The organism is Pseudomonas sp. S44 (assembly GCF_016624805.1).
GTDB classification, from domain to species: domain Bacteria; phylum Pseudomonadota; class Gammaproteobacteria; order Pseudomonadales; family Pseudomonadaceae; genus Aquipseudomonas; species Aquipseudomonas machongensis.
The window spans coordinates 109744-135772 of the sequence record NZ_JACVTY010000010.1; the positions used below are offsets into that span (position 1 = coordinate 109744).

Genomic DNA, 26029 nt, shown 5'->3' on the forward strand with positions numbered 1-26029 from the left:
CCCTGGCCATGCACCGCGGTGTTGTCTTCGCGGGTAAACCCGCTCCCACAGAGTGAATGTGGTTCCAACAGGTCGCGGCGTTGCTCAGGCCGCGTCGGCCTTCACCCGCAGTCGGTCGTAGGCACTCTGCTCCTCGGCATCCAGGGCAATCAGGTACGGCTCCACCGGCTTCTTGAAGCTGGTCATCTCGCCGTCCTCACCCTTCTTCAGATGGCAGTGGCAGAACCACTCGGCATCGTTGCGCTCGGGGAAATCGACCCGGTGGTGGTACAGCCCCCAGCGGCTCTCCTGGCGGAACAACGAGGCCCGCGCCGCCATCTCGGCGCAGTCGCGGATCACGCTCACTTCCATGGCTCGCATCAGTTCATGGGGGTTGCTGGCCTTCATCTGCTCGAGGTCGCGCTCGATCTCGGCGAAACGGGTCAGGCCGATCTCCATTTTCTTGGTCACTTTCGGCGGCTGCAGGTAGTCGTTGACCATGCGCCGCAGCTTGTACTCGACCTGCGCCGGCGGCAGGCCGTGCTCGCGCTGCAGCGGCGCGAACACCCGCGCCTGCTCGCGCTCGACCTGGGCCACATCGACCTCGGCCAGCTCGCGCCCGGCGACGTAACGCGCGGCATTGATCCCGGCGAACCAGCCGTAGGTGAAGGCACCGAGCATGTAGTTGTGCGGCACCGCTGCCATGTCACCGGCGGCATACAGGCCCTTGACGCTGGTCTCGGCCTTCTCGTTGACCCATACCCCCGAGGCCGAATGCCCGGAGCAGAAACCGATTTCGGAGATGTGCATCTCCACCATGTGCTGGCGATAGTCGGTGCCGCGCCCGGCGTGGAACTGGCCACGGCTGGGGCGCTCGTTGCTGTGCAGGATCTCTTCGATGTTCTGGATGGTTTCCTCGGCCAGGTGATCGAGCTTGAGGAACACCGGGCCGTTACCACCTTCGAGCTCCTGGTGGAACTCCCACATCATCTGCCCGCTCCAGTAGTCGCACTCGATGAAGCGCTCGCCCTTGCTGTTGGCGGTGTAGCCGCCCAGGGGGCCGGTGACGTAGGCGCAGGCCGGGCCGTTGTAGTCCTTGATCAGCGGGTTGATCTGGAAGCACTCGAGATTCGCCAGCTCTGCACCGGCGTGATAGGCCATGGCATAGCCGTCGCCGGCGTTGGTCGGGTTCTCGTAGGTGCCCATCAGGTACCCCGACGAGGGCAGCCCGAGGCGCCCCGCCGCACCGCAGGCAAGGATCACCGCCTTGGCGCGGACCACGCGGAATTCACCGCTGCGGCAATCGAAGCCCAGCACCCCGGCCGCAGCACCTTCAGCGTCAAGCAGCACGCGGGTGCAGACCATGCGGTTGCTGATCTCCACGCGGGCGCGCTTGAGCTGGCGGTACAGCACCTTCTTGATGTCGTGGCCCTCGGGCATCGGCAGCACGTAGGCGCCCATGTGGTGGACCTTCTTCACCGCGTAGTCGCCGGTCTCGTCCTTCTCGAACTTCACGCCCCAGCGGTCGAGCTGCTCGATGGTCTCGAAGCTCTTGGTGGCGTAGGCGTGCACCGTGGCCTGGTTGACGATGCCATCGTTGGCGACGGTGATTTCCTTGGTGTACTGCTCAGGGGTGGCGTGTCCGGGGATGATCGCGTTGTTCAGGCCATCCATGCCCATGCTGATGGCGCCACTGCGCTTGACGTTGGCCTTGTCGAGCAACAGCACGCGCAAGCGCTTGTCGTGCTCTTTGGCCTTGATCGCCGCCATCGGCCCGGCGGTGCCGCCGCCGATGACGATGATGTCGTAGTCCTGGGTCTGGATGCTCATGCCTTGCCCCCTTTCTGGCGGTCGATGCGCAGGCGGTACTGGAAGGCATCGCCGCGGTAATAGAGGTGTTCGAAGTCCAGCGGCGTGCCGTCGGCGGCGTGGGTCAGGCGCTCGATGCGCATGATCGGCGAGCCCTCTTCCACTTCCAGCGCCTGGGTCAGGTCGCTGTCGGCGAGTACCGCGTCGATGGCAAGGTCGGCATGGCCCAGGGCGATTCCACAGTCGTTTTCCAGCAGCAGGAAGATGTCGCGGGTGACCAGGTCGGCCTTTTCCAGCTTCTCGCCGACATGCTTGGGCAGCCAGGTCAGCTCCAGCGAGATCGGCTCGCGGTTGATCAGCCGCACCCGGCGAATCTCGGTCACTAGGCTGCCCTCCTCGACCTGCAAGCGCGCCGCCACCAGCGCAGTGGCCGGCACATGGCGAAAGCTGCGCAGTCGGTTGAGCACTTCGTAGCCCATCTGCGTCATCGACTCGGCCAGGCCCTGCAGGGTGCTGACGTTCTGGAACGCCTTGGGCTTGGCGACGAAGGTGCCCTTGCCATGGATCTTGAAGATCAGCCCCTCTTTCTGCAGATCACCCAGCGCCTGGCGCACGGTGATACGACTGACCCCGAACGCCTTGCCCAGCTCGCTTTCCGACGGCATGCGGCTGTGCGGCGGGTAGGTGCCATCGAGGATGCGCTCGCGCAGCAGTTCCTTGAGCTGGGTGTAGAGCGGTACCGGGGACAGGGGGAGCAGTTCGGCCATGGGTCTCTTCGCTAGTCGGCTGACTTGTTATAACAAGTTGTGACCAGAGGATAGGGGTATAAGCGGGGTTGGGGAAATATCGATATGGCATATGGATAGTTTGGATCGTGATGTGCTGGAAAGACTCACGAAAATTTCCACCCCAGAAACGAAAAAACCGGCTCGAGGCCGGTTTTTTCACCTCAACGGCCAGCGAACTTAATCGCTGCGTACGAGGCTGAGTAGTACTGCGATAATCGGTCATCCGAGAAGGAATTTCGAGCTTTCTTTTGCATTTTTCGACAATGAAGCCTGGCCCTGGGCAAGTCCTACATCAGATTTTCCCCATTGCGCGTAGTCCATTTCCCAAAGACACTTTTGCCGCACTCAAGCCATTGCGAGAGGCGTGCGGCGCCCTCTAGGCTCGCCCGGTCGTTGCCAAATCAACGATCGGGTTTAGCCACTCGGATCAAAGACGGTCGCACCTCGCCTCCACTATTCCAGAGCATTGCTCTGGTGCTTCATGGCGGCTGTGCGTGGGGCACCTTCGGGTGCGCCGGGTGCCGTCTTCCCGGTTGGCTAACCCGCGTACAGCTGCCACCTATTCGTTTAGCCACGGATCTGCGGCAGCTCTAACAAGACGGAGCTGTAGCCATGAAAAAACGCGTCCCCGACCCACCCCGCCTCACCCTCATCACCAATCCCGCCTTCTCCATCCAAACCGACATGATCGCCCCCGACGCCCTGGTCCACGCCAGCGCACTGCTGCTCGGCGTTGCCGAAACCATCGACGAGCATTGCCGCGCCTGCGCCGGAGCGCCCGGCCTGAACATGCTGGCCAACGCTGCCCAAAGCGCCGAAACCGCGCGGGCACTGGTTGAACATGCCTTGAACCGGATCTGAGGGAATGTCCATGGACGATCAATCGAATCACTACACCACTGCCGGCATCGCCACATTCCTGGACATGTTCAGGGTGCAGCCCGGCGTACCGCTGGAGCGGGTGCTGGAGGAAGTCTCGGTCGTGCTCGGCTGCATCCGTGACCTGAGCGACCAGGAAGACGCGCGCCCTGCCGCAGTAACGGCACTGCACTACCTCAGCGCCCTGGCCAAGGGGTTGATGAATGATCTGGAGATAGCGCGCAACAGCGTGCATTGAGCCATCCAGTACTCTGGTGACCTCTTCGCGGGTTTGCCCGCGAAGCAGGCAGCGCCGGTCCCCCGGGAAAAACACCCACGGATCAAGGCGATGGACGCCACCGGCGCAGATGGGTATCATTGCGCCGCGTTGCACTCGTAGCTCAGCTGGATAGAGTACTGCCCTCCGAAGGCAGGGGTCGTGGGTTCGAATCCCGCCGAGTGCGCCATCTCCGAAAGCCCCGGGAAATCTCCCGGGGCTTTTTCGTTTGTGCGCCACGTCGCGTTCCCGCCACTCCCCCGACACCGCCCATTGGTGTTAGCGTGGGCATGTTTCCTACCAATGGACATCCCTTTTAAACCCTTCGCGAAGGAATGCGCTTACCCATGCCCTTGCCCAAGCTTTCTGCCGTCTCCGTGATGCTCGCCAGCCTTGCGCTGTTCACCATCCCAGCCCACGCCAACCTCAGCCCGCAACAGTCCGCCGCCATCCTCAAGGCCTACGACGGCAGCGACCCGGCCGACTTCAAGCAATTCATCGGCAAGCTGGCCAACAGCGACCTGGCCAAGGCCGACAAGCTCGACGAAACCCTCAAGGCCTATCTGGCAGGCAAACCGCTCGCCGCCGAGCAGCAGAACGAAATCAACCGCCTGCTGGGCCTGTACACCCGCATCAAGTACGGCAAGGCCGCCACCGAGACCCTGCGCGAGCTGGTAGAGATCCCGACCTTCCAGGTCGAGGGCCTGCCACAGCACGAGAACCCTGAATTCCACAAGATCGCCGACAAGATCAAGGCACTGGCCGAAAGCTTCGGCCTTGAGTTCCGCAACATCGACAACCGCGTCTACGAGATCACCCTCGGCGAAGGCAAAGAAGTGATTGGCATCCATGCTCACGCCGACGTGGTGCCGGTCAATCCGGACAACTGGAAGCTGGAAGACGGCACGCGCCTCGATCCGTTCAAGGTCACCCTGGTGGGTGATCGCATGTACGGCCGTGGCACCGAGGATGACAAGAACGGCATCGTCGTCGCGCTCTACGCACTGAAGGTCGCCAAGGACGAGAAGCTGCCACTGGCGCGTCAGTTCAAGCTGTTGGTGGATACCACCGAAGAAACCTCCGGCGACGCCATTCCCTACTACTTCGCCCGCAACGCCACACCGGACTACAACCTGGCGCTGGATGGCGGCTACCCGGTGGTGATCGCCGAGAAGGGCTATGGCACCGTCATGGCCAGCTTCAGCAAGCGCGCGGGTGAAGGCAAGGGCGCCGAGGTGATCAACCTCACTGGCGGCCTGGCCACCAACCAGATCCCCACCACCTCGGTGGCGACGCTGATCGGTGACCATCCGGCCGATCTGGCCCGGCGTCTGAAAAAGGCTGGCAACGAGTACCGCAAGGCCAACGGCAAGGACTTCAAGATCGACACCGTGGTCTCCGGCAAGCAGGTGATCCTGACCGTGACCGGCGTCTCCGCGCACTCCTCCTCGCCACAGTCAGGGGTCAACCCGGTGGCACGCATGCTCGACTTCCTCAACGGCCTGGGCGATCGCGTGCCGCTCAAGCACAACCACATCACCGATGCCGCACGCTACGCCGCCGACAACTGGGGGCTGGACTACCTGGGCACCAAACTGGGGGTCGGTTTCAAGGACGATTTCATGGGGCCGCTGACCGCCTCGCTGACCTACGTCGGCCTGGACCAGAAAGCCCTGAAGCTGGCGGTGAACCTGCGCATCCCCAAAGGCAAGCCGATCGACACGATCAAGGACGAGTTGGCTGACAAGCTCGGTGATTGGGCGCGTACCAGCCACACCTCGGTGGCCTTCGAGTACACCCTGGACGAGCCGATGTACCGCAACCCCGAAGGCGAGTGGGTCAAGGCGCTGCTGGATGTGGCCACCGAGAACCTCGGCCTGCCCCATGAGTTCGGCACCTCTGCTGGCGCCACCTCGGTGCACGACTTGCCCAACGGCGTACAGTTCGGCCTGTCGATGCCCGGCGTAAAGTACACCGGCCACAACGACAACGAGTTCAAGACCGTGGAGCAGTTCATGCTCGACCTGCAGGTGATCAGCGAAATGGTCGCGCGGATCGGGCAGATGCCCAAGCTCTGAGCGACTCCCGGCGAGGGCCGCCCGTCGGCCCTCGTGCGCTGCGACCAATGACGTTTTTCAATCGCCTCGATGCCGTTTCCTGCATTGCCGTGCAGAGCGCGGTCCCGGATGCTTTTATTAATCCAGGACAGCGCTTTTTCCACCCACGAGGCCCCCATGAAGAACGTCGAACAGATTCTCAAGACCAAGTCCCAGCACCAGACCGTCTACACCATAGGGCCTGACGACTCGGTGCTCGAGGCGCTGAAGCTGCTGGCAGAAAAGAACATCGGCGCGCTGCCCGTGGTGGAGAACAAACAAGTGGTGGGCATCGTCAGCGAACGCGACTATGCGCGCAAGCTGGTGCTCAAGGGCCGCTCGTCGGCAGCCACGCCCGTACGCGAGATCATGAGTTCGCCGGTGGTCACCGTCGATCCCAAGCAGAACCTCGAGTACTGCATGAACCTGATGACCAACCGTCACCTGCGCCACCTGCCGGTGGTCGACAATGGCCAACTGCTGGGCCTGCTGTCGATCGGCGACCTGGTCAAGGAAACCATTGCCGAACAGGCCAACCTGATCCTGCAACTGGAACAGTACATCCGCGGCGAATGAGCCGCCGGTTCAGTGGTAGGCGCGCTCCAGCTCGTCCAGCTGATGGTCGAAGCTGCGCAGACGCGCCGACCAGGTGTACACCAACACCTCCAGGTCACGATTGAGCACCGCGGTATTACCACCGTCACGCCCCTGCGGGTCGCACAGGTCGAGCTGATACCGCTCGCGCGCCATGGCCGTGGCCACACTCGACAGGTCACGGGCATTGGCCAGCCAGTGGTGATGGTGATCGTGCACCTCCCGGTCCAGCGCTCGACATTGGCGCTTGAGCGCATCAAGGCACTGATCCAGCGGCGTGCCCTTGAGCTCGCCCATGACCTCCTCGAAGGTGCGTCCGGAATGCCAGTAGCTGCCCCAGAAATAGCGGTCGAACACCGTTTCGACCCGACGCAGGGCGACCTTGGTGTTCCAGATGGCCACCAGCGTTCGGCCCTGGGCCACTTCACGCTTGTTCAGGTGCAACTGCTGCCAGGCGATCCACGCCAGGCCGCAGAGGGCCACCGCCGCGGTGACCGCAGCGGCGGCATACAGAAACTGCACCGCCTGGTTCATCTGATGGGTGTGCCGGATACCGTAGAAGTAGCCAGCCGTCAGGGTGCCCAGGATCATCACGGTGCACCAGAAGCCTGGTGCGTAGGGATCTTTCATCGCGCTATCCCCTTTTTGTTTTCCTGAGCATAGCAACGCTGAAATCAACCATCAGGTGCCGCTCGGCGCTTTATTGCTTGCGTGGGTGCAGCGCCTCGTTCAGTTGATCAATCATGACTATCCAATCGGAATCGGCGATGTAGTTTTCCGTGAGGAACGCGCGCTGGGAATCGTTCCAGAACGGCGCATCCACCAGTTTCACGCCATCGTCCAGCGGCGAGTGGGTAGTGATGAAACGGTCGATCTCGACCGGGTCGTCATCAAGGCCCAGTTGCTTGAAGATTTCAGAGAACGGATGAATCGGTGCGTCCATGGTGCATGCCTCCGGCTTGGCCTGGTTTGAATTGCCTACCACTAGACAGCGTAGACCCCACCCTGACTCGATCGAATGCGCTGCACCATGAAAAAAGGGGCCGCTGTGGGCCCCTTCATGGCATGACCGGACGATCAGATCGGCGCGCGACGCAAGGTGGCGAGGAAGGTCGCCGCACCGATGAACAGCCCCGCGAAGGTACGGTTCAGGCGCTTCTGCTGTTTCGGCGTGCGCAACAGGCGCAGCACCCGCGAGGCCAAGCCGGTGTAACCTGCCATCACCAGCATGTCGACGCTGATCATGGTCGCGGTGATCGCCAGGTATTGCGCCAGCAGTGGCTGGTGCGGGTCGATGAACTGCGGCAACACCGCGAGCATGAACACCAGCGCCTTGGGGTTGCTGACGTTGACCAGAAAGCCCCGGAACACCAGGCTCAATGGCTTGCCGATAGGGCGCACGGCAGACTCTTCGCTCATGTCCATCGGCAGCGCACGCCATTGCCGGTACGCCAGGTACACGAGGTAGGCGACACCGAACCACTTGATGATCTGGAAGGCAGTAGCCGATGCGGCGAGGATCGCGCCGACACCGGCGGCGATGATGGCGATCTGCACGATCAGGCCCAGTTGCAGGCCCAGGGCGTTCCAGTAGCCACGCCAGAAACCGTATTGCAGGCCGCTGGACATCGAGGCGATGGCCCCGGCCCCCGGCGACAGGCTGATGACCCAGCACGCGGCAAAGAAGGCCAACCAGGTTTCCATCGACATCACACACCTCGCTCGAACGAATGTTGCAAAACGTTAAGCTAAGGTTTTGGTGAAAAAATAACCAGTGGAATTTGTGGCGAGGCCTTGGTTTTTTCTGTGCCTTGGCCGGCCCCGCGACAGGGTCGGCAGAGGTTCAATCAGTCTCGGCCGATGTACCGTTGTTGGCGCCCTGCACCTCAGTCCCCCGCCAGCGCCGCACCGACTTCTGGAAGAACTGACTGTTGGGTACCTGCACCAGCGCCCCACCCGCCTCCGGCGTTTCCATCAGCGTGGTGTACAGCAGGTTGATGGCGATCACCCGTCCCTTCACCCCCGGCTTGTCGAGGGTATCGACCAGCTCGACCACGTCGCCAATGCGAAACGGCCCGACGGTGAAGATCAGCACCGCGCACAGCAGGTTCGACAGCACGCTCCAGATCGCGAAGAACGCCACCGCCGCCACCGCGACGAAGCCCGACAGCGCCGTCCACAACACCGTAGCCGACACCCCCATGCGCTCCAGCACGAACAGCAGCGCACTGCCCATGATCAGCCAGCGTAAACCGCCGCGCACCGGCACCAGCAGCTCCGGCGGCAGCGGGTAGCGCTGGCCAAGACGGCTCAAGGTGCGGGCGACAACGCGCTGCAGCACGAAGGCCAGCGCCAGGATCAGCAGGATCTGCAAGCCCAGCCAGAACGCATCCATCCATTGCCCCGGCAACAGCGAGCGCAGCTCCTCCATCAGGACAGCGCCTCCAGCTCGGCCTGCATGCTTTCCAGCGTTTCCAGCGCCTCCATCCAGGCCTCTTCAAGCTCGCCTTCGCGCTGCTTGAGCTTGGTCTGGCGGGCCAACAGGTCGCGCAGCTCATCCTTGCGGGCGGCGTCGTAAAGGCCGCTGTCGCCCAGCGCGGTCTCGATCTCGGCCAGTTGCGCGTGCACCTGGCCCAGTTCGTTCTCCAGCTTGTCGGCGGCCTTCTTGTGCGGTGCCAGTTGCTGACGCAGGGCGGCGGCGGCCTGGCGCTGGGCCTTCTTGTCGGTCTTGTCCGGGTTGACCGGCGTGTTGCTGACCGGGGCGGTGCGCTGGCGGTAGTCGATCAGCCAGCGGCTGTAGTCGTCCAGGTCGCCATCGAAGGTGTCGACCTTGCCATCGGCCACCAGCAGGAAGTCGTTGGTGGTGCTCTTGAGCAGGTGACGGTCGTGGGACACGACCACCACGGCACCGGCGAACTCCTGCAACGCCATGGTCAGGGCCAGGCGCATCTCCAGATCGAGGTGGTTGGTCGGTTCGTCGAGCAGCAGCAGGTTCGGCCGCTCCCAGGCGATCAGTGCCAGGGCCAGGCGGGCCTTCTCGCCACCGGAGAAGTTGACCACCGGCTCGTCGATGCGATCGCCACGGAAGTCGAAGCCGCCGAGGAAGTCGCGCAGGGTCTGCTCGCGCTCTGCCGGGGCGAGGCGCTGCAGATGCAGCAGCGGGCTGGCCTTGTCGTCCAGCGAGTCGAGCTGATGCTGGGCGAAGTAGCCGACAGCGAGGTTCTCGCCACGCGCCAGGCGCCCGGACAGCGGTTCGAGTTCGCCGGCCAGGTTCTTGATCAAGGTGGACTTGCCGGCACCGTTCGGGCCGAGCAGGCCGATGCGCGCACCGGGGGTGAGTTGCAGCTTGACCTTCTCGAGAATGGTCTTGTCGCCATAACCCAGGCGTCCTTCGGCGAGGTCGAGCAGGGGGCTGGAGATCTTGTGGGCTTCGCGGAAGACGAAGTCGAACGGCGAGTCGACGTGCGCTGCCGACAGCTCCTCCATGCGCTCCAGGGCCTTGATCCGGCTCTGCGCCTGGCGGGCCTTGGTGGCCTGGGCCTTGAAGCGGGCGATGTACTTTTCCATGTGCGCGCGCTGCGCCTGCTGCTTCTCGTAAGCCTGCTGCTGCTGCGCCAGACGCTCGGCGCGGGTGCGCTCGAAGGCGCTGTAGCCGCCCTTGTAGAGATTGAGCTTGCGCTGTTCGACATGCAGCACATGGTCGACCACGGCATCGAGGAAGTCGCGGTCGTGGGAGATCAGCAGCAGCGTGCCCGGATAACCCTTGAGCCAGTCTTCGAGCCAGAGGATCGCGTCGAGGTCCAAGTGGTTGGTGGGCTCGTCGAGCAACAGCAGGTCAGACGGGCACATCAGCGCCTGGGCCAGGTTCAGGCGCATCCGCCAGCCACCGGAGAAGTCGCCGACGCGGCGGTCCATCTGCTCGGCGGTGAAGCCCAGCCCGGCCAGCAGCTTGCGGGCGCGGGCGTCGGCGGTGTAGCCATCGGCGCTGTCCAGCTCACTGTGCAGGCGCGCCAGCGCCGTGCCGTCATGGGCCTGCTCGGCAGCGGCCAGGTCAGCCTGAACCTTGCGCAGGCGCAGGTCGCCGTCGAGCACATAGTCCACCGCCAGGCGATCGAGGGTGTCGACCTCCTGGCGCATGTGAGCGATGCGCCAATCGGCGGGGATCTGGCAATCGCCGGCGTCGGGCGACAACTCACCGCGCAGCAGGGCGAACAGGCTGGATTTGCCGGCGCCGTTGGCGCCGATGAGGCCGGCCTTGTGACCGGTGTGCAGGGTCATCTCGGCGCCTTCTAGCAAGCGCTGAGGACCACGCTGTAAAGTGAGGTTGGATAGTCTGATCATGATGGTCGCGGAGTCTATCAGCTTCCGGGTGGCCCACACAGGCCACTCGATCATTGGCGCGAGTCGAATCATGCACAGCGAATTGTGGAACCACGCCCTGGCCCTCTACGGCCGTCCAGGGGTCGAGAATGCCTGCCTGACCTTGCAGGCCTTGGGCGGCGATGTCTGCCTGCTGCTGTGCGGCACCTGGCTGCAGGCACGGCGGGTAGCCCCCGATGCGCGGCGAGTGGAAGCACTACGGCAAGTAGCCGGCCCCTGGCAGCAAGAGGTGGTTACACCCTTGCGCACGCTGCGTCAGGCGTGGCGTGCACAGGCACAAGGCGATCCGCACCTGGCGGCATTACGGGAGCAGGTGAAAGGGTTGGAACTAGAGGCGGAGCGAGCCTTGCTGGCGCGGTTGCAGACGTGCGCCGCAAAGTGGTCGGCGAGCCCGGACGGACACGCCGACGATTGGCTGGAGCGGCTAGCGCCGGACCAGGCCCGTGACCACGACGCGCTGCATCAGTTGCGCGCCGCGGCCAGAGCGCTTCAGGACGCCGAAGACGGCGACTGAGCCGGGGTGCTGGCCGGAGCCGATGGCGCTGGAGAAGCCGGAGTGCTGCTGGCAGCAGGAGCTGCGGGCTTGGCTTCGACAGGCTTGGCAGGAGCCTTGGTGGCAGCTGGCTTGGCGGCAGGTTTCGCAGCGGGTTTGGCTGCTGGTTTCGCAGCCGGTTTTGCCGCTGCTGGCTTCACGGCAGGTTTGGCTGCCGCTGGCTTGGCTGCTGGTTTAGCTGCTGGTTTGGCAGCCGCTGCAGGCTTGGCTGCAACCGGCTTGGCAGCGGCTTTGGCTGGAGCTTTGGCAGCAGCGGGCTTGGCAGCAGGTTTAGCGGCTGCCGGTTTGGCTGCCGGTTTGGCGGCAACCGGTTTGGCAGCAGCTGGCTTGGTCGCAGGTTTGGCCGCAGCTGCTTTGGCTGCTGGCTTGGCCGGGGCCTTGGCAGCCGCAGGTTTGGCAGCGGATTTGGCAGCAGCAGGTTTGGCCGCAGCGGTTTTCGCAGCTGGCTTGGCGGCTACCGCTTTGGCCGGAGCCTTGGCAGCGGCCGGTTTGGCGGCGGCTTTAGCAGCAGGCTTGGCAGCGGCGGTTTTCACGGGTGCCTTGGCGGCGGGCTTGGCAGCAGTAGCCTTGGTGGCAGGCTTGGCGGCCGCGACCTTGGTGGCAGGTTTTGCAGCAGGTTTTGCAGCAGCCTTGGTCGCAGGCTTGGCTGCCGCACGCAGGCCGAGTGCCTTGCCAGCGGCTTCACGCACCTTGCCAACACCCTGGGCCAGTTTCAGGCTCTCCTGGGCATCACGCTTGAGTTGCTGAATATAGGTACGCGTCTGCGTCTGGCGATCTTTCAGCGAATCGAGAAGTGCTTCAAGTTCACCGACTGCCCCTTGGGCCTTGCTTTGTGCCTTGGCCTTGCCGGCCTTGGCAGAGTCCTGCAACTTCAGGCGGGCATTGTGCAGTTTCTCCTGCGCCTTGCCGCGTTGTTTTTCCAACTTGGCGAGCAGTTTCTCTGCATCCGCCAGCGCTTGCGAGCAAGCCTCTTCCAGATGTTCGAGCAGGCTACCGGAAAGTTGCTGGAGCAGATGCAACGGCGTACTGACGGGCTTCTTTTTGGCCGACATGGCTTACCTCCTGGCTGACGAGATTGCGGCTCATACTATGCTTCTGCTGCTACCGCCGCTAGGGCATGTTGACAGTATTGTTTGCGCCGCGTTGCATGCCTGGGCAAAGTTGTTATCTTGCAGCTCGGTGCAAGTGTAGTAGTCGATTAAATGATTGCTGACATTTACACATTGGCCGACAACAAAGGCTGGCATACTTCGCCTTCATCGCCGCAGGAGTTGCCCGTGCCTCGTTATCTGATTCTCGGCTTGAGCCTGTTGGCAGCCTCTGCCCTGGCCGCCCCTCGAACGCCCCCCGCCAATGACCAGGACCTGGCCTACAGCCTCGGCGCAAGCCTTGGCGAACGCCTGCGCCAGGAGATGCCCGACCTGCAGCTAGATGAGCTGGTCGAGGGTCTGCGCCAGGCCTACCAAGGCCAGCCGCCGCGCATCGACAAGACGCGCATGCAGGCGATCCTCCAACAGCATGACGAGCAAGCCAACGCTGCCGCACAGCAGGCGCAGGTCGACAAGCTGCTGGTCGCAGAAAAACGCTTCATGGCCAACGAGCGCGCCCGCAACGGCGTGCACGAACTGCCCGAGGGTGTGCTCTACAGCGAGCTGGCCAGCGGCAGCGGCGCGCAACCCAAGGCGGGTGGGAAAGTGCAGGTTCGGTATGTCGGCAAGCTGCCGGACGGCTCGGTGTTCGACCAGAGCCAGCAACCGCAGTGGTTCAGCCTGGGCTCGGTGATCGAAGGATGGCAGGTGGCATTGCCACACATGAAGACAGGCGCCAAGTGGCGACTGGTGATTCCGTCGGCGCAGGCTTATGGCGCCGATGGGGCGGGCGACCTGATCGCGCCCTATACCCCGCTGGTGTTCGAGATCGAACTGCTGGCAGTTGGCGACTGAGACAGGCCGTCAGGCCTGTACCGCATCCTCTTCCTTGTGCGCGTTGTGCAGCACTTCGATCAGGCAGTCTTCGAGCTCGAAGCGTTCATGCAACAGGCTGCCCAGCTTGCCGAGCTTATCGGCGAAACGCTCGGTATCCGTGCATTCGCCTTTCTCGCAATGGTCATTGAAAGCCAGAGCGATCTGGGTGATGTCATTGATCCGGGGGTTGATTTCCTCGGCCAGCTTGAGCGCCTGCTCGTCGCCGAAAGCCTTTGCTTCAGTGACCAACTGCTCGCTTACCTCGAAATGCCAGGCCGACACGTAGTCGACCAGGATCGCGCAGAAGTCGCGGTTCTTGTCCTTGTCGGCGAAGGCTGGCTTGGCATCGCGCAGTGCGCGGAAGGCCTGCACCAGTTCATGACGCTCCTCCAGCCAACGGTCGATCAGCTTGTGAACCCCACCCCATCGTTCCTGGGCGTTCTGGCAACTATCGAGCATGGCAGTCTCATCCCTAGCTGGGCAGATGCCGCTGCACCTCGCGTCACAACTGCGCGACACAAAGGTGACATCCGCAGAGCGGCATCGAACCGTATGTTTTCAATGTGCGTGCAGGGGAGATTATTCCCGCGCGTGCTGACCATCAAGGTACGCAGTGGACTAAGTTCATACAAGCGTTTGATGCCCATGCACGGGACCATTGGTCGCGCAATTGCGCTGGGTCAACTGCCGCCAGGGTTGCGGAAACGATACGCCAGCAGGTAGTACAAGGGCAGCGCCGTCAGCAGCAGGAAGGCCATCAGGCTCCATTCGGGGAGCGTGAGGTCGAGGAAGCTCCAGCTGATCGAAATACATTCGGAGCCGCCGATCAGCAGACGCTCCAACGCCTCTGGCCAGGAGCGCTGGAGTGTATGCGCGAAAGGTTCGGGGGTAACCGCAAGCCACTCACCTTGCAGCCACACCTGTCGTGACGCCAGCGCGACACCGGCACAGGAAAAACCACCTGCCAGCCACGCATAGACACGCATGCCGGCTGCACCCGGGGCATGCAGCATGGCGCACAGGCAGACCAGGGCGTAGAGCCCCAGCAACAGGCGCTGGGTCAGGCACAGGGGGCACGGAACCAGGCCGAGCCAGTTCTCAAGCAAACTCGCCCCGCTCAAGGTGGCGAGCGAGGCGAAGAAGGCTGCAAAGAACAAGGAGCGCGAGCGAGCCAGCGACATGAGTGATGGAAATCCCGGAAGAGCAGTAGGGGCTTGAAACGGTAGAGGAAAGAGGATCACTGTTTCAAGTTACTACAGCTGGGACAAGTCGCTGATTCAAAGGGAAAGTTTTCGGATCTTGGTAGGAGATATCCGAAGCTTGGCCACTGGGCAAACTCCGTCCTACCACTGCCACGGGAAATAGCCCATTGGATGTGCCCGATCGCAACACCAGGCAGCAGGTGCCTGGTGTTGCGATCGGGCTACGCAGTGGCCAAGGCGAGCTCAGGAAGCGTGCACACCCTCAGGCAACGGCAAGGCCAGCAAGCGCTCGTCCAGTAGGCCAAGGCCCTCCTGGAACAGCTGGTTGCTGCGCTCGGTTTCGCCCAACCCAGCCAACAACCGCGCAAGCTCGGCGCAGGTTTCCGGGTTACGCTCCATGCGCAGGCTGCTTTCGAGGTAGTCGCGCGCCTTGCCCCATAGGCGGTTCTGCAGGCTCAGGCGACCCAGGGTAAGCAGCAAGCTGGGGTCTTGGGGATGATCCTTGAGCCAGCCTTCGGCGGTCTGCAATTGGCGCGCCGGGTCATCGCCGCGCACCAGGCCATAAAGGCGCGCCAGGTGGCTTTCGAACTGACGCTTCAGCGCGGTACGCAGCACCTGCTCGGCTTCACCCTGGGCGTCGACCTGGCGCAGTTGCTCGGCATAGGCCAGCACCAGTTGCGGCTCCTGGCGCTGGGCCGAGGTGAGCTGTTGCCAGGCGCGCTCCAGCGACTGGCGGGCGGCTTGAGAGTCCTCGCCCCGGGTTGCGGCCAGCGTCAGGTTCTGGCCCCAGGCACGCTGCTCCAGCTCGGCCAGCTCGTTGCCCGGCAGCACCTTGCCCTTGCGCAGGTCCGGCAGCAGGCGGATCAACGCCGGCCAGTCACCGCGCTCGCGGTGCAACCGCTGCAGCAAACGCAGCACCTGGGCGTTGTGCGGATGCCGTGCCTGCATCGCCAGCAGGGTTTCCAGGGCACCGCCACTGTCGCCGCGGTCCATCTGCAGCTGCGCATGGGTCAGGGCGATACCCAGCTCCGCCTGGGGCTGACGCTCCAAGGCGCGCTCGAGCAGGTTGTCGCTGTCTTCGGTGCGCCCCTGCTCGTTGGCCGCGCGGGCGGCGCCGAGATAGTACAGCAAGGGTTGACGCTCGGCTTCGGCGGCGCGGTGCAGGTGGCGCTGAGCGCTGGCCCAACGACCTTCGGCGAGGTCCAGTTGGCCCTGCTCGATGGCGATACGCACACGTCGGCTGCGATTGCGTCGCGACCAAGGGTTGACCACCCCGCTGGAGGCCAGCACCAGGCCGACCAGGTAACGCAGCAACAGCAGCGTCAGCACCAGCACCACCAGTGCCGCGAGCGCCGCCCACAGCCCAGACTGGTAACGGAAGCCGCCATAGGCGATCAGCACGTAGCCACTGTGCTTGGCAATGGCAACGCCCAAGGCCGCGGCGATGACGATCGCCACCACCGCCAGCAGGTAGACACGCTTCATGGCTTGCCCCCTTCGCCTTCGGCCGGCAGATGGCGCCGCTGGATATAGGCCTGCACGGCGGCGAGGCTTTCGCTCAGGTCAGGCACGACCACCGAGACGGGCTGCTCGGCCAGTGCGTTGAGGCTGTCGAGCATGGCCTTGCTTTGCGGGTTGTCCGGGTTGAAGTTGGCCAGCAGCACGCTGCGCGCATCGTCCAGCGCCTGGCTGTAGACCTTGGCCTGCCCATTGAGCGCCGCCCACTGGGCTTGCTCGATGGTAAGGCTCAGCGCGAGACGCAGCTGGTTGAGCGATTGCCCGGCCAGCAACGGGCGTACGTTCTGGTCGGCGTCGAAATCGATCTGGAAGTACTTGGAAATCTCTGCCCACCACCGGGACAGGCGGCTTGCACCATCGCCGTCGGCGGTCAGCGCACCAAGGGCATCGGCATCGCTGTTGAATTCAGGCGACTGGGCACTCAGTTGCTGTACCTGCTCGCGCTGGGCGGCGAGCTTGAGGAACAATCCGGTACGGTCGGGTTGCTGGGTGCTGTTGAGCGTCGCCAGGCTGCGCGCCAGTTGCTCGCGCGCCGCGAAGGCGCCCGGATCGCTCTGCTCGCGCAGGATCTCGTCGGCACCTTCGACCAACGCCTTGGCACTGGCGATGTCCTGCAGCGCCGACAGGCGCAGGGTGGCCAGGCGCAACAGATGCTCGGCCTCGGCCAGACGCCACTCCTTGCGGCTTTCGCCAAGCACGGTTTCCAGGCGCTGGCTGAGCCTTTGCTGGTCACTCTGCAACTGTGCCACCAGGCGGCGGCGGTCTTCGAGTTCGCTGGCTGCGGGCAAGGTCGCGAGTTGCGAGCCGAATTGCTGCTGGCGTTGTTGCAGCGCTTCGGCGCGCTGGTTCAGCGCCTCGATATGCTCGCCCTGCCCCTGCTCGCTGCCTTGCAGCTGGCGCACCTGCCATGCGCCCCAACCACCGACGGCCACACCGGCGGCGCCGATCAACAGCGCCAGCAGGGCCAGGCCATTGCCGGCGCGCTTGGCCGGTTGCTCGACGGGAGTCTGCGGCGCATCGATCGCCGAAGGTTGTTCGTTGTTGGACAAGACAGTCTCGCTCACGTATCCATCCTTTGCATGGGGGCGTCGTCGCAATCCGCTCGACGCCTTAGGAGGCAGGTGCAGCGCTGCGCTGCACGGCTGCCAGCAAGGCCGCGGCGCTCGCGCCACGGCAATCCACAACCTGTTGGGCGCCTGCCGCCCTGGCCTGTTCGGCTACGCGCGGGCTTGGCACGAACAGCGCAAGCCCCGCCAGACGCGGCCAATCCGCACCGGCCAGCTGGAGCAGGTGTTCGAAACCCTGCCCACTGCTGACCACCAGCCCGTTCAGGCGTTCCGCTTGGATCCGGCGCATCAGGCTGCCTGGGGGATAATCCGGCAGGCGACGTTCATACAGTTCCAGATAATCGACACTAGCACCTTGCTCACCAAGACGCTCGGCCAGCCATTCACGACCACCGACACCGCGGACAATCAGGACGCGTGCTGTAGGAACTGCGACAGCCTCTCGCAGGACAGATAGACCGAGCAAGGCCTCACTGTCATCACCCGCTGTAGGGAAAGTCACCTGCAGATCGGCAGCCTGGAGAATGCGTGCCGTCGCCTCCCCCACAGTGAACCAGCCCTGAAGCGGCGCCGCGATGCCCTCGTCGGCGAGCCGCTCGAGCAGCAGGCGCGCTGCGGGTTTGCTCACCACGATGATCGCCTGGTACTGGCCGATGTCGGCCAGTCGCGCCTGGGCCGTTTGATCCAGGGTCAGCGGGTCGATCGCCAGCAAGGGCAAGCGGCTGCTGGCGATTCCGACAGCAGCCAGGCTCTGCGCCAAAGCCGCGCACTCCTCTTCGGGGCGGGTCAGCAGCAGGCGCCAGCCGCTCACGGATGGCCGGCCTCGCCGTAGACTTCCTTGAGGATCGCCTCGGCGCCCTGCCCCAGCAGGTCTTCGGCCACCTGCACGCCCAGGGTTTCGGCGTCGGCACGCGGGGCGCGGGCATCTGCCATCAGTAACGTCCCGCCACTGGGCTGGCCGACCAGGCCACGCAGCCACAATTGATCGCCTTCAAGCACGGCATAGCAGGCGATCGGCACCTGGCAGCCACCGTTGAGGTGCTTGTTCATCGCCCGCTCGGCCTTCACGCGGTCAGCGGTATCGGGGTGGTTGAGCGGCGCCAGCAGGGCGTGGATCTCACTGTCGGCGCTGCGACACTCGATACCGACAGCCCCCTGGCCACCGGCCGGCAGGCTGTCATCGACACTGATGCTGGAGGTGATGCGGTCTTCGAAGCCCAGGCGAATCAAGCCTGCGGCAGCCAGGATGATGGCGTCGTACTCACCGGCGTCGAGCTTGGCCAGGCGGGTATTGACGTTGCCGCGCAGAAAGCGGATTTCCAGATCAGGGCGGCGCGCCAGCAACTGGGCCTGGCGGCGCAGGCTGGAGGTGCCGACGACGCTGCCGGCCGGCAGCGCCTCAAGGCTGTCGAACGTGTTGGAAACGAAGGCGTCGCGCGGGTCTTCGCGCTCGCAGATGCAGTACAGGCCCAGGCCTTCGGGGAAGTCCATGGGCACATCCTTCATCGAATGCACGGCGATATCGGCTTCGTTGTCGAGCAGGGCGGTTTCCAGCTCCTTGACGAACAGGCCCTTGCCGCCGATTTTCGCCAGGGGCGAGTCGAGCAGCTTGTCGCCGCGGCTGACCATCGGCACCAGGGTCACGACCAGGCCCGGATGGGCCTGCTCAAGGCGAGCTTTGACATAGTCGGCCTGCCACAGGGCCAGGGCACTTTTACGGGTGGCAATGCGGATTTCGCGAGTGGACATGTAACGCCCCGAAGCAGAGAAATGCCGCCGATGATAACAGCTCCGCCAGCCTCGCTAGCAGATCCAGGTCATCACCTGGCCCGCCATCCCTGGCAGCGGCCGGCATTCACCTCGGTCAGAGCGTCTGCATCATCTTGCGCACACCGGCCACATGCCGGCGGCTGACAGTCAGGGCATCGCCGTCGAGGCCTTTGAGAAACAGCTGGAAATGCCCCAGCGGTGTGCGCTGCAGGCGCTCGATACGCTCGCGGGCCACCAGGGCGTTGCGATGGATACGCACGAAGCGCTCGCCGAATTCGTCTTCCAGCGATTTCAGCGGCTCGTCCAGCAGCACTTCGCCAGACTCGTGGCGCAGGGTCACGTACTTGTGGTCGGCAATGAAGTAGATCACCTGGGGCAGGGGAATCAGCTCGATACCCTTGCGCGTTCGCGCACTGATATGGCTACGCGGGCCGCCTCCGCTTTCGGTGGACGGGCGGGTCAGGGCGGCGAGCTGGGTGCGGTTGGGTTTTTCCGCCTTGCGCAGGGCATCGCGCAGGGCCTGGGGCTGGGTCGTGCGACCTACATGGCTGAGGGCGCTCTGGCTGAATGCCTCCTGCTCGTCGTCATCGAGGCAGAACACCAGCGCCGGTGGCGCCTCGCGTTCGCACAGACGCGCCGCCACCTGCAGGCCATCGAGGCCCGGCATGCGGGTGTCCAGCAGGACGACATCGGGTTTGAGGCTATCGATCAGCGCCAGGGCCTCCTCGCCATTGGTGGCACTGGGCTCAAGCACCGTATAGCCCTCGAGCTCACCAAGCAGTCGGCTCAGGCGCTCGCGGGCCTGGGGTTCATCATCAACGATCAGGACATTCATAATTGCGCTGGATTCCTGAGTGAGTCTCGCAGTGGGTACAAGCGTAGACAGGAGTCGGTGACCGTTGTAACGGTCACGCTACAGACCCATGCGAAGGCCAAAGATTCACTGGTCTGGCAGAATCGCTGCCAGTCCTCTGTCCAACTGTAGACGGTCCGTGGAACACTGCCGTTCAATCGTTGAATATCCTGTGGCGCCCGCCACCCGGCGTACACCGGCAATTTCTCGCGACCGGCGCCCTGCTTAGCGAAGCCCAACCCTGCTATGATCGGCGCCACTTTTTCATTCACGCCTTCTATGAGTGGATCCATGAGCACCGACAAGACCAACCAGTCCTGGGGCGGCCGCTTCAGTGAGCCCGTCGACGCCTTCGTCGCCCGTTTCACCGCCTCGGTCGATTTCGACAAGCGCCTGTACCGTCACGACATCATGGGTTCGATCGCCCACGCCACCATGCTGGCGCAGGTCGGCGTACTCTCCGACGCCGAGCGCGACACCATCATTGATGGCCTGCAAACCATCCAGGGTGAAATCGAAGCGGGTCAGTTCGACTGGCGTGTCGACCTCGAAGACGTGCACATGAACATCGAGGCGCGCCTGACCGACCGCATCGGTATCACTGGCAAGAAACTGCACACCGGCCGTAGCCGCAACGACCAGGTCGCCACCGACATCCGCCTGTGGCTGCGTGACGAGATCGACCTGATCCTGGACGAGATCACCCGCCTGCAACAGGGTCTGCTGGAGCAGGCCGAGCGCGAAGCCGAAACCGTCATGCCCGGCTTCACCCACCTGCAGACCGCCCAGCCGGTGACCTTCGGCCACCATCTGCTGGCCTGGTTCGAAATGCTCAGCCGCGACTACGAGCGCCTGGTCGACTGCCGCAAGCGCGCCAACCGCATGCCGCTGGGCAGCGCGGCGCTGGCCGGCACCACCTACCCGATCGACCGTGAACTGACCTGCAAGCTGCTGGGCTTCGAAGCCGTGGCCGGCAACTCGCTGGACGGCGTCTCGGACCGTGACTTCGCCATCGAATTCTGTGCGGCCGCCAGCGTGGCGATGATGCACCTGTCGCGCTTCTCCGAAGAGCTGGTGCTGTGGACCAGTGCGCAGTTCCAGTTCATCGACCTGCCTGATCGCTTCTGCACCGGTAGCTCGATCATGCCGCAGAAGAAGAACCCGGACGTCCCGGAGCTGGTGCGTGGCAAGACCGGCCGCGTGTTCGGCGCCCTGACCGGCCTGCTCACGCTGATGAAAGGCCAGCCGCTGGCCTATAACAAGGATAACCAGGAAGACAAGGAACCGCTGTTCGACGCCGCCGACACCCTGCGCGACTCGCTGCGTGCCTTTGCCGACATGATCCCGGCGATCAAGCCCAAGCACGCAATCATGCGTGAAGCGGCGCTGCGTGGTTTCTCCACCGCCACCGACCTTGCCGACTACCTGGTGCGCCGCGGCCTGCCATTCCGCGACTGCCACGAGATTGTCGGGCACGCCGTGAAGTACGGCGTCGACACCGGCAAGGACCTGGCCGAGATGAGCCTGGACGAGCTGCGTCAGTTCAGCGATCAGATCGAGCAGGACGTGTTTGCCGTACTCACCCTGGAAGGCTCGGTGAACGCGCGCAACCACATCGGCGGCACCGCGCCGGCACAAGTGCGTGCAGCGGTGGCGCGCGGCAAGGCGCTGCTGGCTTCCCGCTAAGCGCGTACCGAGGGCCTCGCCCTCGAGTCACCACACAAGGCCGCTGCCACAGGACACCTCGAACCCTGTGAAGCGGCCTTGTGCCGTGATGGGCCGCACAGCGGCCCTTCTTCCCATCACCGCTTGTTCTGCACCATCTCCATGAACCTTGGCATCGCCGCCTCCTTGTCCGCCACGATCCGCGCCATGTGCGGATGCTCGCGCAGCTTCCCCAACAGCGCCGCTGCCTGTGGGAAGTCCGCCAGGAAATCGATCCCCAGCACCTTCTTGCCTACCGCACACGCCAGGTCGACCGAGAAGCAGAACATCAGGTCAGCCAGGGTCAGCTTTTCGCCAGCGACATAAGGCGCGAACTTGCCGTTGCGCTTGAGCGTGGCGAAACCTGCCAGCAGCTCGCTGCGCGCCCGCTCCTTGATCAGCGGCTCCACCGCCGTACCGAAGAACGCTTCGGCGTAGCAGGTACGTGCTGGCAGCTCGATGTACAGCTCGATCTCCTTGAGCAGCTCACGCACCTTGGCCTGCCCGAATGCATCACTGGGCAGCAGCGGATGCTCGGGGTGGGTCTGCTCGATGTAGTCGAGGATCACGTTTGTCTCACTGAGAAAGCCGTGTTCGGTTCCCAGCGCCGGAACCTTGCCACGCGGGCTGATGGCCAGCACCTCGGGCGTCTGCCCGGAAACGAACGGCACTTCCTCGAAGGGCACGCCTTTTTCGAGCAGGGCCAGCTTGACCATGTTGTAGTAGTTGCTGACCGCGAATCCGTAGAGCTTGAGCATGAACGACAGCCTCCAGGCCGTAAGGGGTTGGCCTGGCTGTTATAGCCGCCTGGCCACCCCCTGACCAGCATCATGGCGCGCGTCGATGACCGGGCATTGCCGACACAGGCATGGCACACTGTCGCTTTCATCACAGGAGTAGCGCCATGAGCGAACCCACCGACATCGAAAACGACGACGAAGAATTCGCCGAGGCGACGCTGACCCAGGCCATCGAGAACCAGATCGAGAGCGGCAATCCGCCTGCCGCCAAGGCCACCTTCAACAAGCTGACCCTGGTCGGCTACGAACGCGAAGACATCCTCAACCTCATGGCCCACGTGCTGGCCATCGAGATCGACGCGCTGCTCACCGAGGACCGCGCATTCGATACCGAGTGGTACGAAAATGCCCTGCGTGCCCTGCCCGAATTGCCACCTGAGGCAAATCAAGGCGACGACGACGAAGCCTGACTACACTCCTGACTTCCATCCTCGTCTGGAAGTCAGGAGTCGCCCATGTCCTTCACCCCCGAATTGATCGCCGAACTGGAAGTCCTTGCGCTGTTCAACCTCGACAGCAGCCAGGAAGGGATCAAGATTCACGCCAATGCCTCGCCAGCCCTGGTCGCTGCGGCCAAACGCCTGCATGACAAGCAACTGACCGATCAGCCAGACGGCGGTTACCTGACCAGCCTGGGACACGATGCGGTGGAGAGCGTGCAGTTGCTGCTGAATGTCCTGAAAAACCCACAGCCTGCATAACTGCGCCGGCCTCATCGCGGGACAAGCCCGCTCCCACAGGTGCAGCACCGTTTTCAAGGGTCTGGTTGGATCTGTGGGAGCGGGCTTGTCCCGCGATGAGGCCCATAAAGACATCGCACTTTCTCAGACGCTGGAAAAATGGCGTCAAAATGCCACTCACCCTCTTATCCGCCCTCGCCACTCAGGCTAAACTCGCCGGTGCTCCCCCGGCCTGTCTGAGTGCGTCATGAACCACCCCCATGAAATTCGCCCCGATCTGCACGACGGTATCGACCGCAAGGTGCTGTCGACCCTGCGCGGGCGTTTTCTCCAGCTGAACCAGGGGCGCCTCGAGCGGGCCATGGAAGGACTGTCCAGCCGCCAGCAGCAGGTACTGACGCTGCTGCCGCTGTTCTTCCACGTCAATCATCCGCTGCTGCCGGGCTATGTGTCGGGCAGCACGCCAGCGGGCGTCTCGGGCTTCGAGCCGGACGCCGATCTGTTGGCCGAGGCCCAGCGCCTGACCCGCTCCTTCACCTACAAGGCCCGCCACGGCAACCCGCCACGGCCGATTCACGGCCTGTTCCTCATGGGCAGCCTCGGCACCCTGGCCCAGGCCGAGCAAAGCGACATGGACCTGTGGGTCTGCCATGCACCGGGGATTGGCGAGGGCGCCCTGGCCGAGCTGCGGCGCAAATGCCAGTTGCTCGAGGCCTGGGCCGCTACCCAGGGCGCCGAGGCGCATTTCTTCCTGATCGAGCCCCAGGGCTTTGTCCAGGGCGAACGCGACAGCCAGCTCAGCTCCGACGACTGCGGCACCACCCAGCATTACCTGCTGCTCGACGAGTTCTATCGCACGGCGATCTGGCTGGCCGGACGCACGCCGCTGTGGTGGCTGGTGCCGGTCTACGAAGAGCACAACTACCAGGCTTACACCCAGACGCTGCTGTCCAAGCGCTTCATTCGCGCCCAGGACGACCTCGACCTCGGCCACCTCGCGCACATCCCGCCGGGTGAGTTCGTCGGCGCCGGGCTGTGGCAACTGTTCAAGGGCATCGACTCGCCCTACAAATCGCTGCTCAAGCTGCTGCTGACCGAGGTCTACGCCAGCGAGCACCCCGAAGTGCGCTGCCTGAGCCTGGACTACAAACGTGCGGTGTTCGCCAACCGCCTGGACCTCGACGAGCTGGACCCTTATGTCATGGTCTACCGGCGGATCGAGCAGTACCTGCAGCGCCGCGGCGAGCACGCGCGCCTGGAGCTGGTGCGACGCAGCCTCTACCTGAAGGTCAACAAGAAGCTCAGCGCCCTGGCCCGCACACGCAGCACCGGCTGGCAGCGCCAGCTCCTGGAGCGCCTGACCGAGGAGTGGGGCTGGGACGAGCGCCAACTGGCCCTGCTCGACAGCCGCAGCCAGTGGAAGGTCCGCCAGGTGGCGGTCGAGCGTCGCGAGCTGGTGGCCGAGCTGAACTACAGCTACCGCTTCCTCAGCCAGTTCGCCCGCGACCAGAACGCCAGCAGCCGCGCCGATCAACGCGACCTCAACGTGCTGGGTCGACGCCTGTACGCAGCCTTCGAGCGCCGCGCCGGCAAGATCGAAGTCATCAACCCGGGCATCGCCCCGGACGTCGCCGAAGACACGCTCACCCTCGTCCAGTCGCCCAACCGCAAGGAGCCGGGCACCCACCACTGGGGCCTGTACAACGGCAACCTGGGCGTGCACGAGTGGGAACATTTCAGCCCGATCAAACGCTGCCGCGAACTGCTCGAACTGCTGACCTGGGCGCACCGCAACGGCGTCATCGACAGCAGCACCCGCCTGGCTCTGCACCCTGGTGTCAGCGACCTGAGCGAATTCGAGCTGTTCAACCTGCTGGGAAGCTTGCAGCAGAGCCTGCCGCTGCCGCTGCCGAACGTCAGCGACATCGACCTGCTGCAACCGAGCGTGGCCCAGGAAGTCCTGCTGCTGGTGAATGTCGGCCTCGATCCGCTGCGTCAACACCGTGACCTGAACATCCTGATGACCACCGAGCGCACCGACTCTCTGAGCTACGCTGGGTTACGCGAAAACCTGGTGCTGACGCTCGACCAGGTCACCCTCAACAGCTGGAACGAAGTGCTGGTGCAGCGCTACGACGGCGAACACGCCTTGATGCGCTGCCTGCGCGACTTCCTCAACAGCCGTGGCCTACGCAACCCGCGCCCGCGCCTGACGGTGCGCTGCTTCTGCCACAACCGCGCGCAGGCCATCGCCCAGCGCGTCGAGGAACTGTTCAACACCGTGCAGGGCCTGCTTGAGCGCGATCTCGGTCATCGCTTCCTGTTGCAAGTGGCGCAGCATACCCATGTGCTGGCTCTCGACGCGGGCCAGGTCGAGCTGACCACGCTGGAAGGGCACGCTGCGCTGCTCACCCACCTGGGCGAAGAACGCGCGCACTACAGCCCCTTGCAACTGGATGGCCAAGCCCTGACGGACCACGACTTGCCGCTGTTGCTGGCACTGGGTCAGCCGGAGTGCATTCAGGTGTTCTATCGCCTGCATGAAGCGTACGCCGACCTCTACGTGCTCGACGAGCATGGTGCGCTGTGGCATCAACAATCGCCGCTGCAGGACGAAGAGCACATGCTGTTGCCCTTGCAGCGTTTCCTGAACTCGGTGGCCATGCGCCGCAGGGCGCGTCTGCCGCTGGACGGTCGCCAGGCGGCGCTGGATATCCACTATTACCAGTTGCTGCCCAATGGGCCGGGAAAAGCGCGGAGCGTGGAGCGGCGCCCGACACCGGCAGTGGACGAAGCCCAGCCCTACTACGAAGTGCAGGCGATCGTTCAGGCCGCCCCGCAGCAGGCGCCACAGGTCACGCTGTATTGCAATCAGCTCGAGTATTCCGAGCTTGAGTACGGCGACCAGCTGTATGCCGTGGTCGCGCGGCAGATCCTTGAGCAGCGCCGTAGCGCCGGTCATTACCGCTGCTATATCACTGACTTGGACTTGTCGGGCCTGGACGACGAACTACCGGCCTCGACTGTGGTTCTGCTGCGGCACAAGCAAGCCCTCGAGCAGGCACTGAACGAAGGCCTGCACCTGCAACAGCGCACTTCGCAGTACTGACCCAGCATTGATTCCCGCTGCTACCAAC

General features: G+C 64.0%; 26 protein-coding genes and 1 tRNA gene. 11 read left to right on the top strand and 16 right to left on the bottom strand.

The window, feature by feature from the left end; all coding sequences use genetic code 11:
* Positions 1 to 84: 84 nt before the first annotated feature.
* Together IAE40_RS10480 and IAE40_RS10485 are read right to left on the bottom strand one after the other, a co-directional pair.
* Positions 85 to 1809: a fumarate reductase/succinate dehydrogenase flavoprotein subunit gene (locus IAE40_RS10480; protein ID WP_063542162.1), complete on the bottom strand. Its 1725-nt coding sequence runs from the start codon at positions 1807 to 1809 to the stop codon at positions 85 to 87.
* Positions 1806 to 2555: a GntR family transcriptional regulator gene (locus IAE40_RS10485; protein WP_054891630.1), complete on the bottom strand. Its 750-nt coding sequence runs from the start codon at positions 2553 to 2555 to the stop codon at positions 1806 to 1808. The genes IAE40_RS10480 and IAE40_RS10485 overlap by 4 nt, the downstream gene beginning before the upstream one ends.
* Before the next feature lie 633 nt (positions 2556 to 3188).
* Between IAE40_RS10485 and IAE40_RS10490 the strand changes: the two genes are divergently transcribed.
* The 5 genes from IAE40_RS10490 (at position 3189) to IAE40_RS10510 (ending at position 6383) form a co-directional block, all read left to right on the top strand.
* A complete protein-coding gene (locus IAE40_RS10490) occupies positions 3189 to 3437 on the top strand; it encodes a hypothetical protein (RefSeq protein ID WP_200603136.1) in 249 nt (82 codons plus the stop codon).
* 10 nt (positions 3438 to 3447) lie between these two features.
* The gene (locus tag IAE40_RS10495; RefSeq protein WP_153772492.1) at positions 3448 to 3693 is read left to right on the top strand and encodes a DUF3077 domain-containing protein; all 246 of its coding nucleotides are present in this window, start codon (positions 3448 to 3450) and stop codon (positions 3691 to 3693) included.
* A 131-nt stretch (positions 3694 to 3824) separates the two neighbouring features.
* Positions 3825 to 3901, top strand: a tRNA-Arg gene (locus tag IAE40_RS10500).
* A gap of 157 nt (positions 3902 to 4058) precedes the next feature.
* On the top strand, positions 4059 to 5789 hold the full coding sequence (locus IAE40_RS10505) for a dipeptidase (protein ID WP_197889740.1): 1731 nt from the start codon (positions 4059 to 4061) through the stop codon (positions 5787 to 5789).
* Between the two features lie 156 nt (positions 5790 to 5945).
* Positions 5946 to 6383 (top strand): CBS domain-containing protein, encoded by a 438-nt coding sequence (locus IAE40_RS10510; protein ID WP_063542152.1) that lies wholly within the window; start codon positions 5946 to 5948, stop codon positions 6381 to 6383.
* A 9-nt stretch (positions 6384 to 6392) separates the two neighbouring features.
* Here IAE40_RS10510 and IAE40_RS10515 read toward each other — a convergent pair whose 3' ends face one another.
* From IAE40_RS10515 to IAE40_RS10535, 5 genes are all read right to left on the bottom strand, one after another.
* Positions 6393 to 7031, bottom strand: coding sequence for a hypothetical protein (locus IAE40_RS10515; protein ID WP_054891625.1), 639 nt, complete (start codon positions 7029 to 7031; stop codon positions 6393 to 6395).
* A gap of 70 nt (positions 7032 to 7101) precedes the next feature.
* Positions 7102 to 7344: a DUF2789 domain-containing protein gene (locus IAE40_RS10520; RefSeq protein ID WP_200603137.1), complete on the bottom strand. Its 243-nt coding sequence runs from the start codon at positions 7342 to 7344 to the stop codon at positions 7102 to 7104.
* 134 nt (positions 7345 to 7478) lie between these two features.
* Positions 7479 to 8111, bottom strand: a complete 633-nt coding sequence (locus IAE40_RS10525; protein ID WP_054891623.1) for a LysE family transporter — start codon at positions 8109 to 8111, stop codon at positions 7479 to 7481.
* 133 nt (positions 8112 to 8244) lie between these two features.
* A complete protein-coding gene (locus tag IAE40_RS10530) occupies positions 8245 to 8832 on the bottom strand; it encodes a mechanosensitive ion channel domain-containing protein (protein ID WP_054891622.1) in 588 nt (195 codons plus the stop codon).
* A complete protein-coding gene (locus tag IAE40_RS10535) occupies positions 8832 to 10742 on the bottom strand; it encodes an ATP-binding cassette domain-containing protein (protein WP_200603138.1) in 1911 nt (636 codons plus the stop codon). Before IAE40_RS10535 ends, IAE40_RS10530 begins: the two co-directional genes overlap by 1 nt.
* A 70-nt stretch (positions 10743 to 10812) precedes the next feature.
* Here IAE40_RS10535 and IAE40_RS10540 point away from each other — a divergent pair, with 70 nt between their 5' ends.
* Positions 10813 to 11295 carry a TIGR02444 family protein gene (locus IAE40_RS10540; protein ID WP_197889739.1) on the top strand — a complete coding sequence of 161 codons (483 nt, stop codon included), beginning with the start codon at positions 10813 to 10815 and terminating at the stop codon, positions 11293 to 11295.
* On the opposite strand, the gene IAE40_RS10545 is transcribed toward IAE40_RS10540, so the two are convergent.
* Positions 11271 to 12386, bottom strand: a complete 1116-nt coding sequence (locus IAE40_RS10545; RefSeq protein WP_200603139.1) for an AlgP family protein — start codon at positions 12384 to 12386, stop codon at positions 11271 to 11273. The genes IAE40_RS10540 and IAE40_RS10545 overlap by 25 nt on opposite strands.
* Before the next feature lie 225 nt (positions 12387 to 12611).
* Here IAE40_RS10545 and IAE40_RS10550 point away from each other — a divergent pair, with 225 nt between their 5' ends.
* Complete coding sequence (locus IAE40_RS10550; protein ID WP_200603140.1) at positions 12612 to 13277, top strand: FKBP-type peptidyl-prolyl cis-trans isomerase; 666 nt, start codon at positions 12612 to 12614, stop codon at positions 13275 to 13277.
* A gap of 9 nt (positions 13278 to 13286) precedes the next feature.
* Here IAE40_RS10550 and rsd read toward each other — a convergent pair whose 3' ends face one another.
* From rsd to IAE40_RS10585, 7 genes are all read right to left on the bottom strand, one after another.
* Entirely contained in the window at positions 13287 to 13757 is a 471-nt protein-coding gene (rsd, locus tag IAE40_RS10555; RefSeq protein WP_153772497.1) for a sigma D regulator, read from the bottom strand.
* A 221-nt stretch (positions 13758 to 13978) separates the two neighbouring features.
* Complete coding sequence (locus IAE40_RS10560) at positions 13979 to 14479, bottom strand: disulfide bond formation protein B (protein WP_200603141.1); 501 nt, start codon at positions 14477 to 14479, stop codon at positions 13979 to 13981.
* A 264-nt stretch (positions 14480 to 14743) separates the two neighbouring features.
* Positions 14744 to 15985 carry a heme biosynthesis HemY N-terminal domain-containing protein gene (locus IAE40_RS10565; RefSeq protein WP_200603142.1) on the bottom strand — a complete coding sequence of 414 codons (1242 nt, stop codon included), beginning with the start codon at positions 15983 to 15985 and terminating at the stop codon, positions 14744 to 14746.
* A complete protein-coding gene (locus tag IAE40_RS10570; protein WP_054891616.1) occupies positions 15982 to 17082 on the bottom strand; it encodes a uroporphyrinogen-III C-methyltransferase in 1101 nt (366 codons plus the stop codon). Before IAE40_RS10570 ends, IAE40_RS10565 begins: the two co-directional genes overlap by 4 nt.
* A 46-nt stretch (positions 17083 to 17128) precedes the next feature.
* Positions 17129 to 17896 (bottom strand): uroporphyrinogen-III synthase, encoded by a 768-nt coding sequence (locus IAE40_RS10575; RefSeq protein ID WP_063542134.1) that lies wholly within the window; start codon positions 17894 to 17896, stop codon positions 17129 to 17131.
* Positions 17893 to 18834: a hydroxymethylbilane synthase gene (hemC, locus tag IAE40_RS10580; RefSeq protein WP_112897100.1), complete on the bottom strand. Its 942-nt coding sequence runs from the start codon at positions 18832 to 18834 to the stop codon at positions 17893 to 17895. The genes IAE40_RS10575 and hemC overlap by 4 nt, the downstream gene beginning before the upstream one ends.
* Before the next feature lie 115 nt (positions 18835 to 18949).
* Entirely contained in the window at positions 18950 to 19690 is a 741-nt protein-coding gene (locus IAE40_RS10585; RefSeq protein WP_054891613.1) for a LytR/AlgR family response regulator transcription factor, read from the bottom strand.
* 309 nt (positions 19691 to 19999) lie between these two features.
* On the opposite strand from IAE40_RS10585, the gene argH reads away from it, so the two are divergent.
* Positions 20000 to 21394, top strand: coding sequence for an argininosuccinate lyase (gene argH, locus IAE40_RS10590; RefSeq protein ID WP_063542128.1), 1395 nt, complete (start codon positions 20000 to 20002; stop codon positions 21392 to 21394).
* A 116-nt stretch (positions 21395 to 21510) separates the two neighbouring features.
* Here argH and IAE40_RS10595 read toward each other — a convergent pair whose 3' ends face one another.
* Positions 21511 to 22170 (bottom strand): glutathione S-transferase, encoded by a 660-nt coding sequence (locus IAE40_RS10595; protein ID WP_200603143.1) that lies wholly within the window; start codon positions 22168 to 22170, stop codon positions 21511 to 21513.
* 146 nt (positions 22171 to 22316) lie between these two features.
* On the opposite strand from IAE40_RS10595, the gene IAE40_RS10600 reads away from it, so the two are divergent.
* The 3 genes from IAE40_RS10600 (at position 22317) to IAE40_RS10610 (ending at position 26001) form a co-directional block, all read left to right on the top strand.
* Positions 22317 to 22622, top strand: a complete 306-nt coding sequence (locus IAE40_RS10600) for a hypothetical protein (RefSeq protein ID WP_054891610.1) — start codon at positions 22317 to 22319, stop codon at positions 22620 to 22622.
* Between the two features lie 45 nt (positions 22623 to 22667).
* Positions 22668 to 22913, top strand: coding sequence for a TIGR02647 family protein (locus IAE40_RS10605; RefSeq protein ID WP_197889736.1), 246 nt, complete (start codon positions 22668 to 22670; stop codon positions 22911 to 22913).
* 226 nt (positions 22914 to 23139) lie between these two features.
* Complete coding sequence (locus IAE40_RS10610) at positions 23140 to 26001, top strand: class I adenylate cyclase (protein WP_200603144.1); 2862 nt, start codon at positions 23140 to 23142, stop codon at positions 25999 to 26001.
* Positions 26002 to 26029: the final 28 nt, after the last annotated feature.

Excerpts from the sequence above, each read along its gene's own strand:
- IAE40_RS10525 (WP_054891623.1), bottom strand. The coding sequence starts at position 8,111 with ATGTCGATGGAAACCTGGTTGGCCTTCTTTGCCGCGTGCTGGGTCATC.
- IAE40_RS10585 (WP_054891613.1), bottom strand. The coding sequence starts at position 19,690 with ATGAATGTCCTGATCGTTGATGATGAACCCCAGGCCCGCGAGCGCCTG.
- IAE40_RS10595 (WP_200603143.1), bottom strand. The coding sequence starts at position 22,170 with ATGCTCAAGCTCTACGGATTCGCGGTCAGCAACTACTACAACATGGTC.
- argH (WP_063542128.1), top strand. The coding sequence starts at position 20,000 with ATGAGCACCGACAAGACCAACCAGTCCTGGGGCGGCCGCTTCAGTGAG.
- IAE40_RS10530 (WP_054891622.1), bottom strand. The coding sequence starts at position 8,832 with ATGGAGGAGCTGCGCTCGCTGTTGCCGGGGCAATGGATGGATGCGTTC.
- IAE40_RS10495 (WP_153772492.1), top strand. The coding sequence starts at position 3,448 with ATGGACGATCAATCGAATCACTACACCACTGCCGGCATCGCCACATTC.
- IAE40_RS10515 (WP_054891625.1), bottom strand. The coding sequence starts at position 7,031 with ATGAAAGATCCCTACGCACCAGGCTTCTGGTGCACCGTGATGATCCTG.
- IAE40_RS10600 (WP_054891610.1), top strand. The coding sequence starts at position 22,317 with ATGAGCGAACCCACCGACATCGAAAACGACGACGAAGAATTCGCCGAG.
- IAE40_RS10505 (WP_197889740.1), top strand. The coding sequence starts at position 4,059 with ATGCCCTTGCCCAAGCTTTCTGCCGTCTCCGTGATGCTCGCCAGCCTT.
- IAE40_RS10560 (WP_200603141.1), bottom strand. The coding sequence starts at position 14,479 with ATGTCGCTGGCTCGCTCGCGCTCCTTGTTCTTTGCAGCCTTCTTCGCC.
- IAE40_RS10540 (WP_197889739.1), top strand. The coding sequence starts at position 10,813 with ATGCACAGCGAATTGTGGAACCACGCCCTGGCCCTCTACGGCCGTCCA.
- IAE40_RS10520 (WP_200603137.1), bottom strand. The coding sequence starts at position 7,344 with ATGGACGCACCGATTCATCCGTTCTCTGAAATCTTCAAGCAACTGGGC.
- IAE40_RS10485 (WP_054891630.1), bottom strand. The coding sequence starts at position 2,555 with ATGGCCGAACTGCTCCCCCTGTCCCCGGTACCGCTCTACACCCAGCTC.
- rsd (WP_153772497.1), bottom strand. The coding sequence starts at position 13,757 with ATGCTCGATAGTTGCCAGAACGCCCAGGAACGATGGGGTGGGGTTCAC.
- IAE40_RS10565 (WP_200603142.1), bottom strand. The coding sequence starts at position 15,985 with ATGAAGCGTGTCTACCTGCTGGCGGTGGTGGCGATCGTCATCGCCGCG.
- hemC (WP_112897100.1), bottom strand. The coding sequence starts at position 18,834 with ATGTCCACTCGCGAAATCCGCATTGCCACCCGTAAAAGTGCCCTGGCC.
- IAE40_RS10605 (WP_197889736.1), top strand. The coding sequence starts at position 22,668 with ATGTCCTTCACCCCCGAATTGATCGCCGAACTGGAAGTCCTTGCGCTG.
- IAE40_RS10545 (WP_200603139.1), bottom strand. The coding sequence starts at position 12,386 with ATGTCGGCCAAAAAGAAGCCCGTCAGTACGCCGTTGCATCTGCTCCAG.
- IAE40_RS10610 (WP_200603144.1), top strand. The coding sequence starts at position 23,140 with ATGAACCACCCCCATGAAATTCGCCCCGATCTGCACGACGGTATCGAC.
- IAE40_RS10510 (WP_063542152.1), top strand. The coding sequence starts at position 5,946 with ATGAAGAACGTCGAACAGATTCTCAAGACCAAGTCCCAGCACCAGACC.
- IAE40_RS10535 (WP_200603138.1), bottom strand. The coding sequence starts at position 10,742 with ATGATCAGACTATCCAACCTCACTTTACAGCGTGGTCCTCAGCGCTTG.
- IAE40_RS10490 (WP_200603136.1), top strand. The coding sequence starts at position 3,189 with ATGAAAAAACGCGTCCCCGACCCACCCCGCCTCACCCTCATCACCAAT.
- IAE40_RS10480 (WP_063542162.1), bottom strand. The coding sequence starts at position 1,809 with ATGAGCATCCAGACCCAGGACTACGACATCATCGTCATCGGCGGCGGC.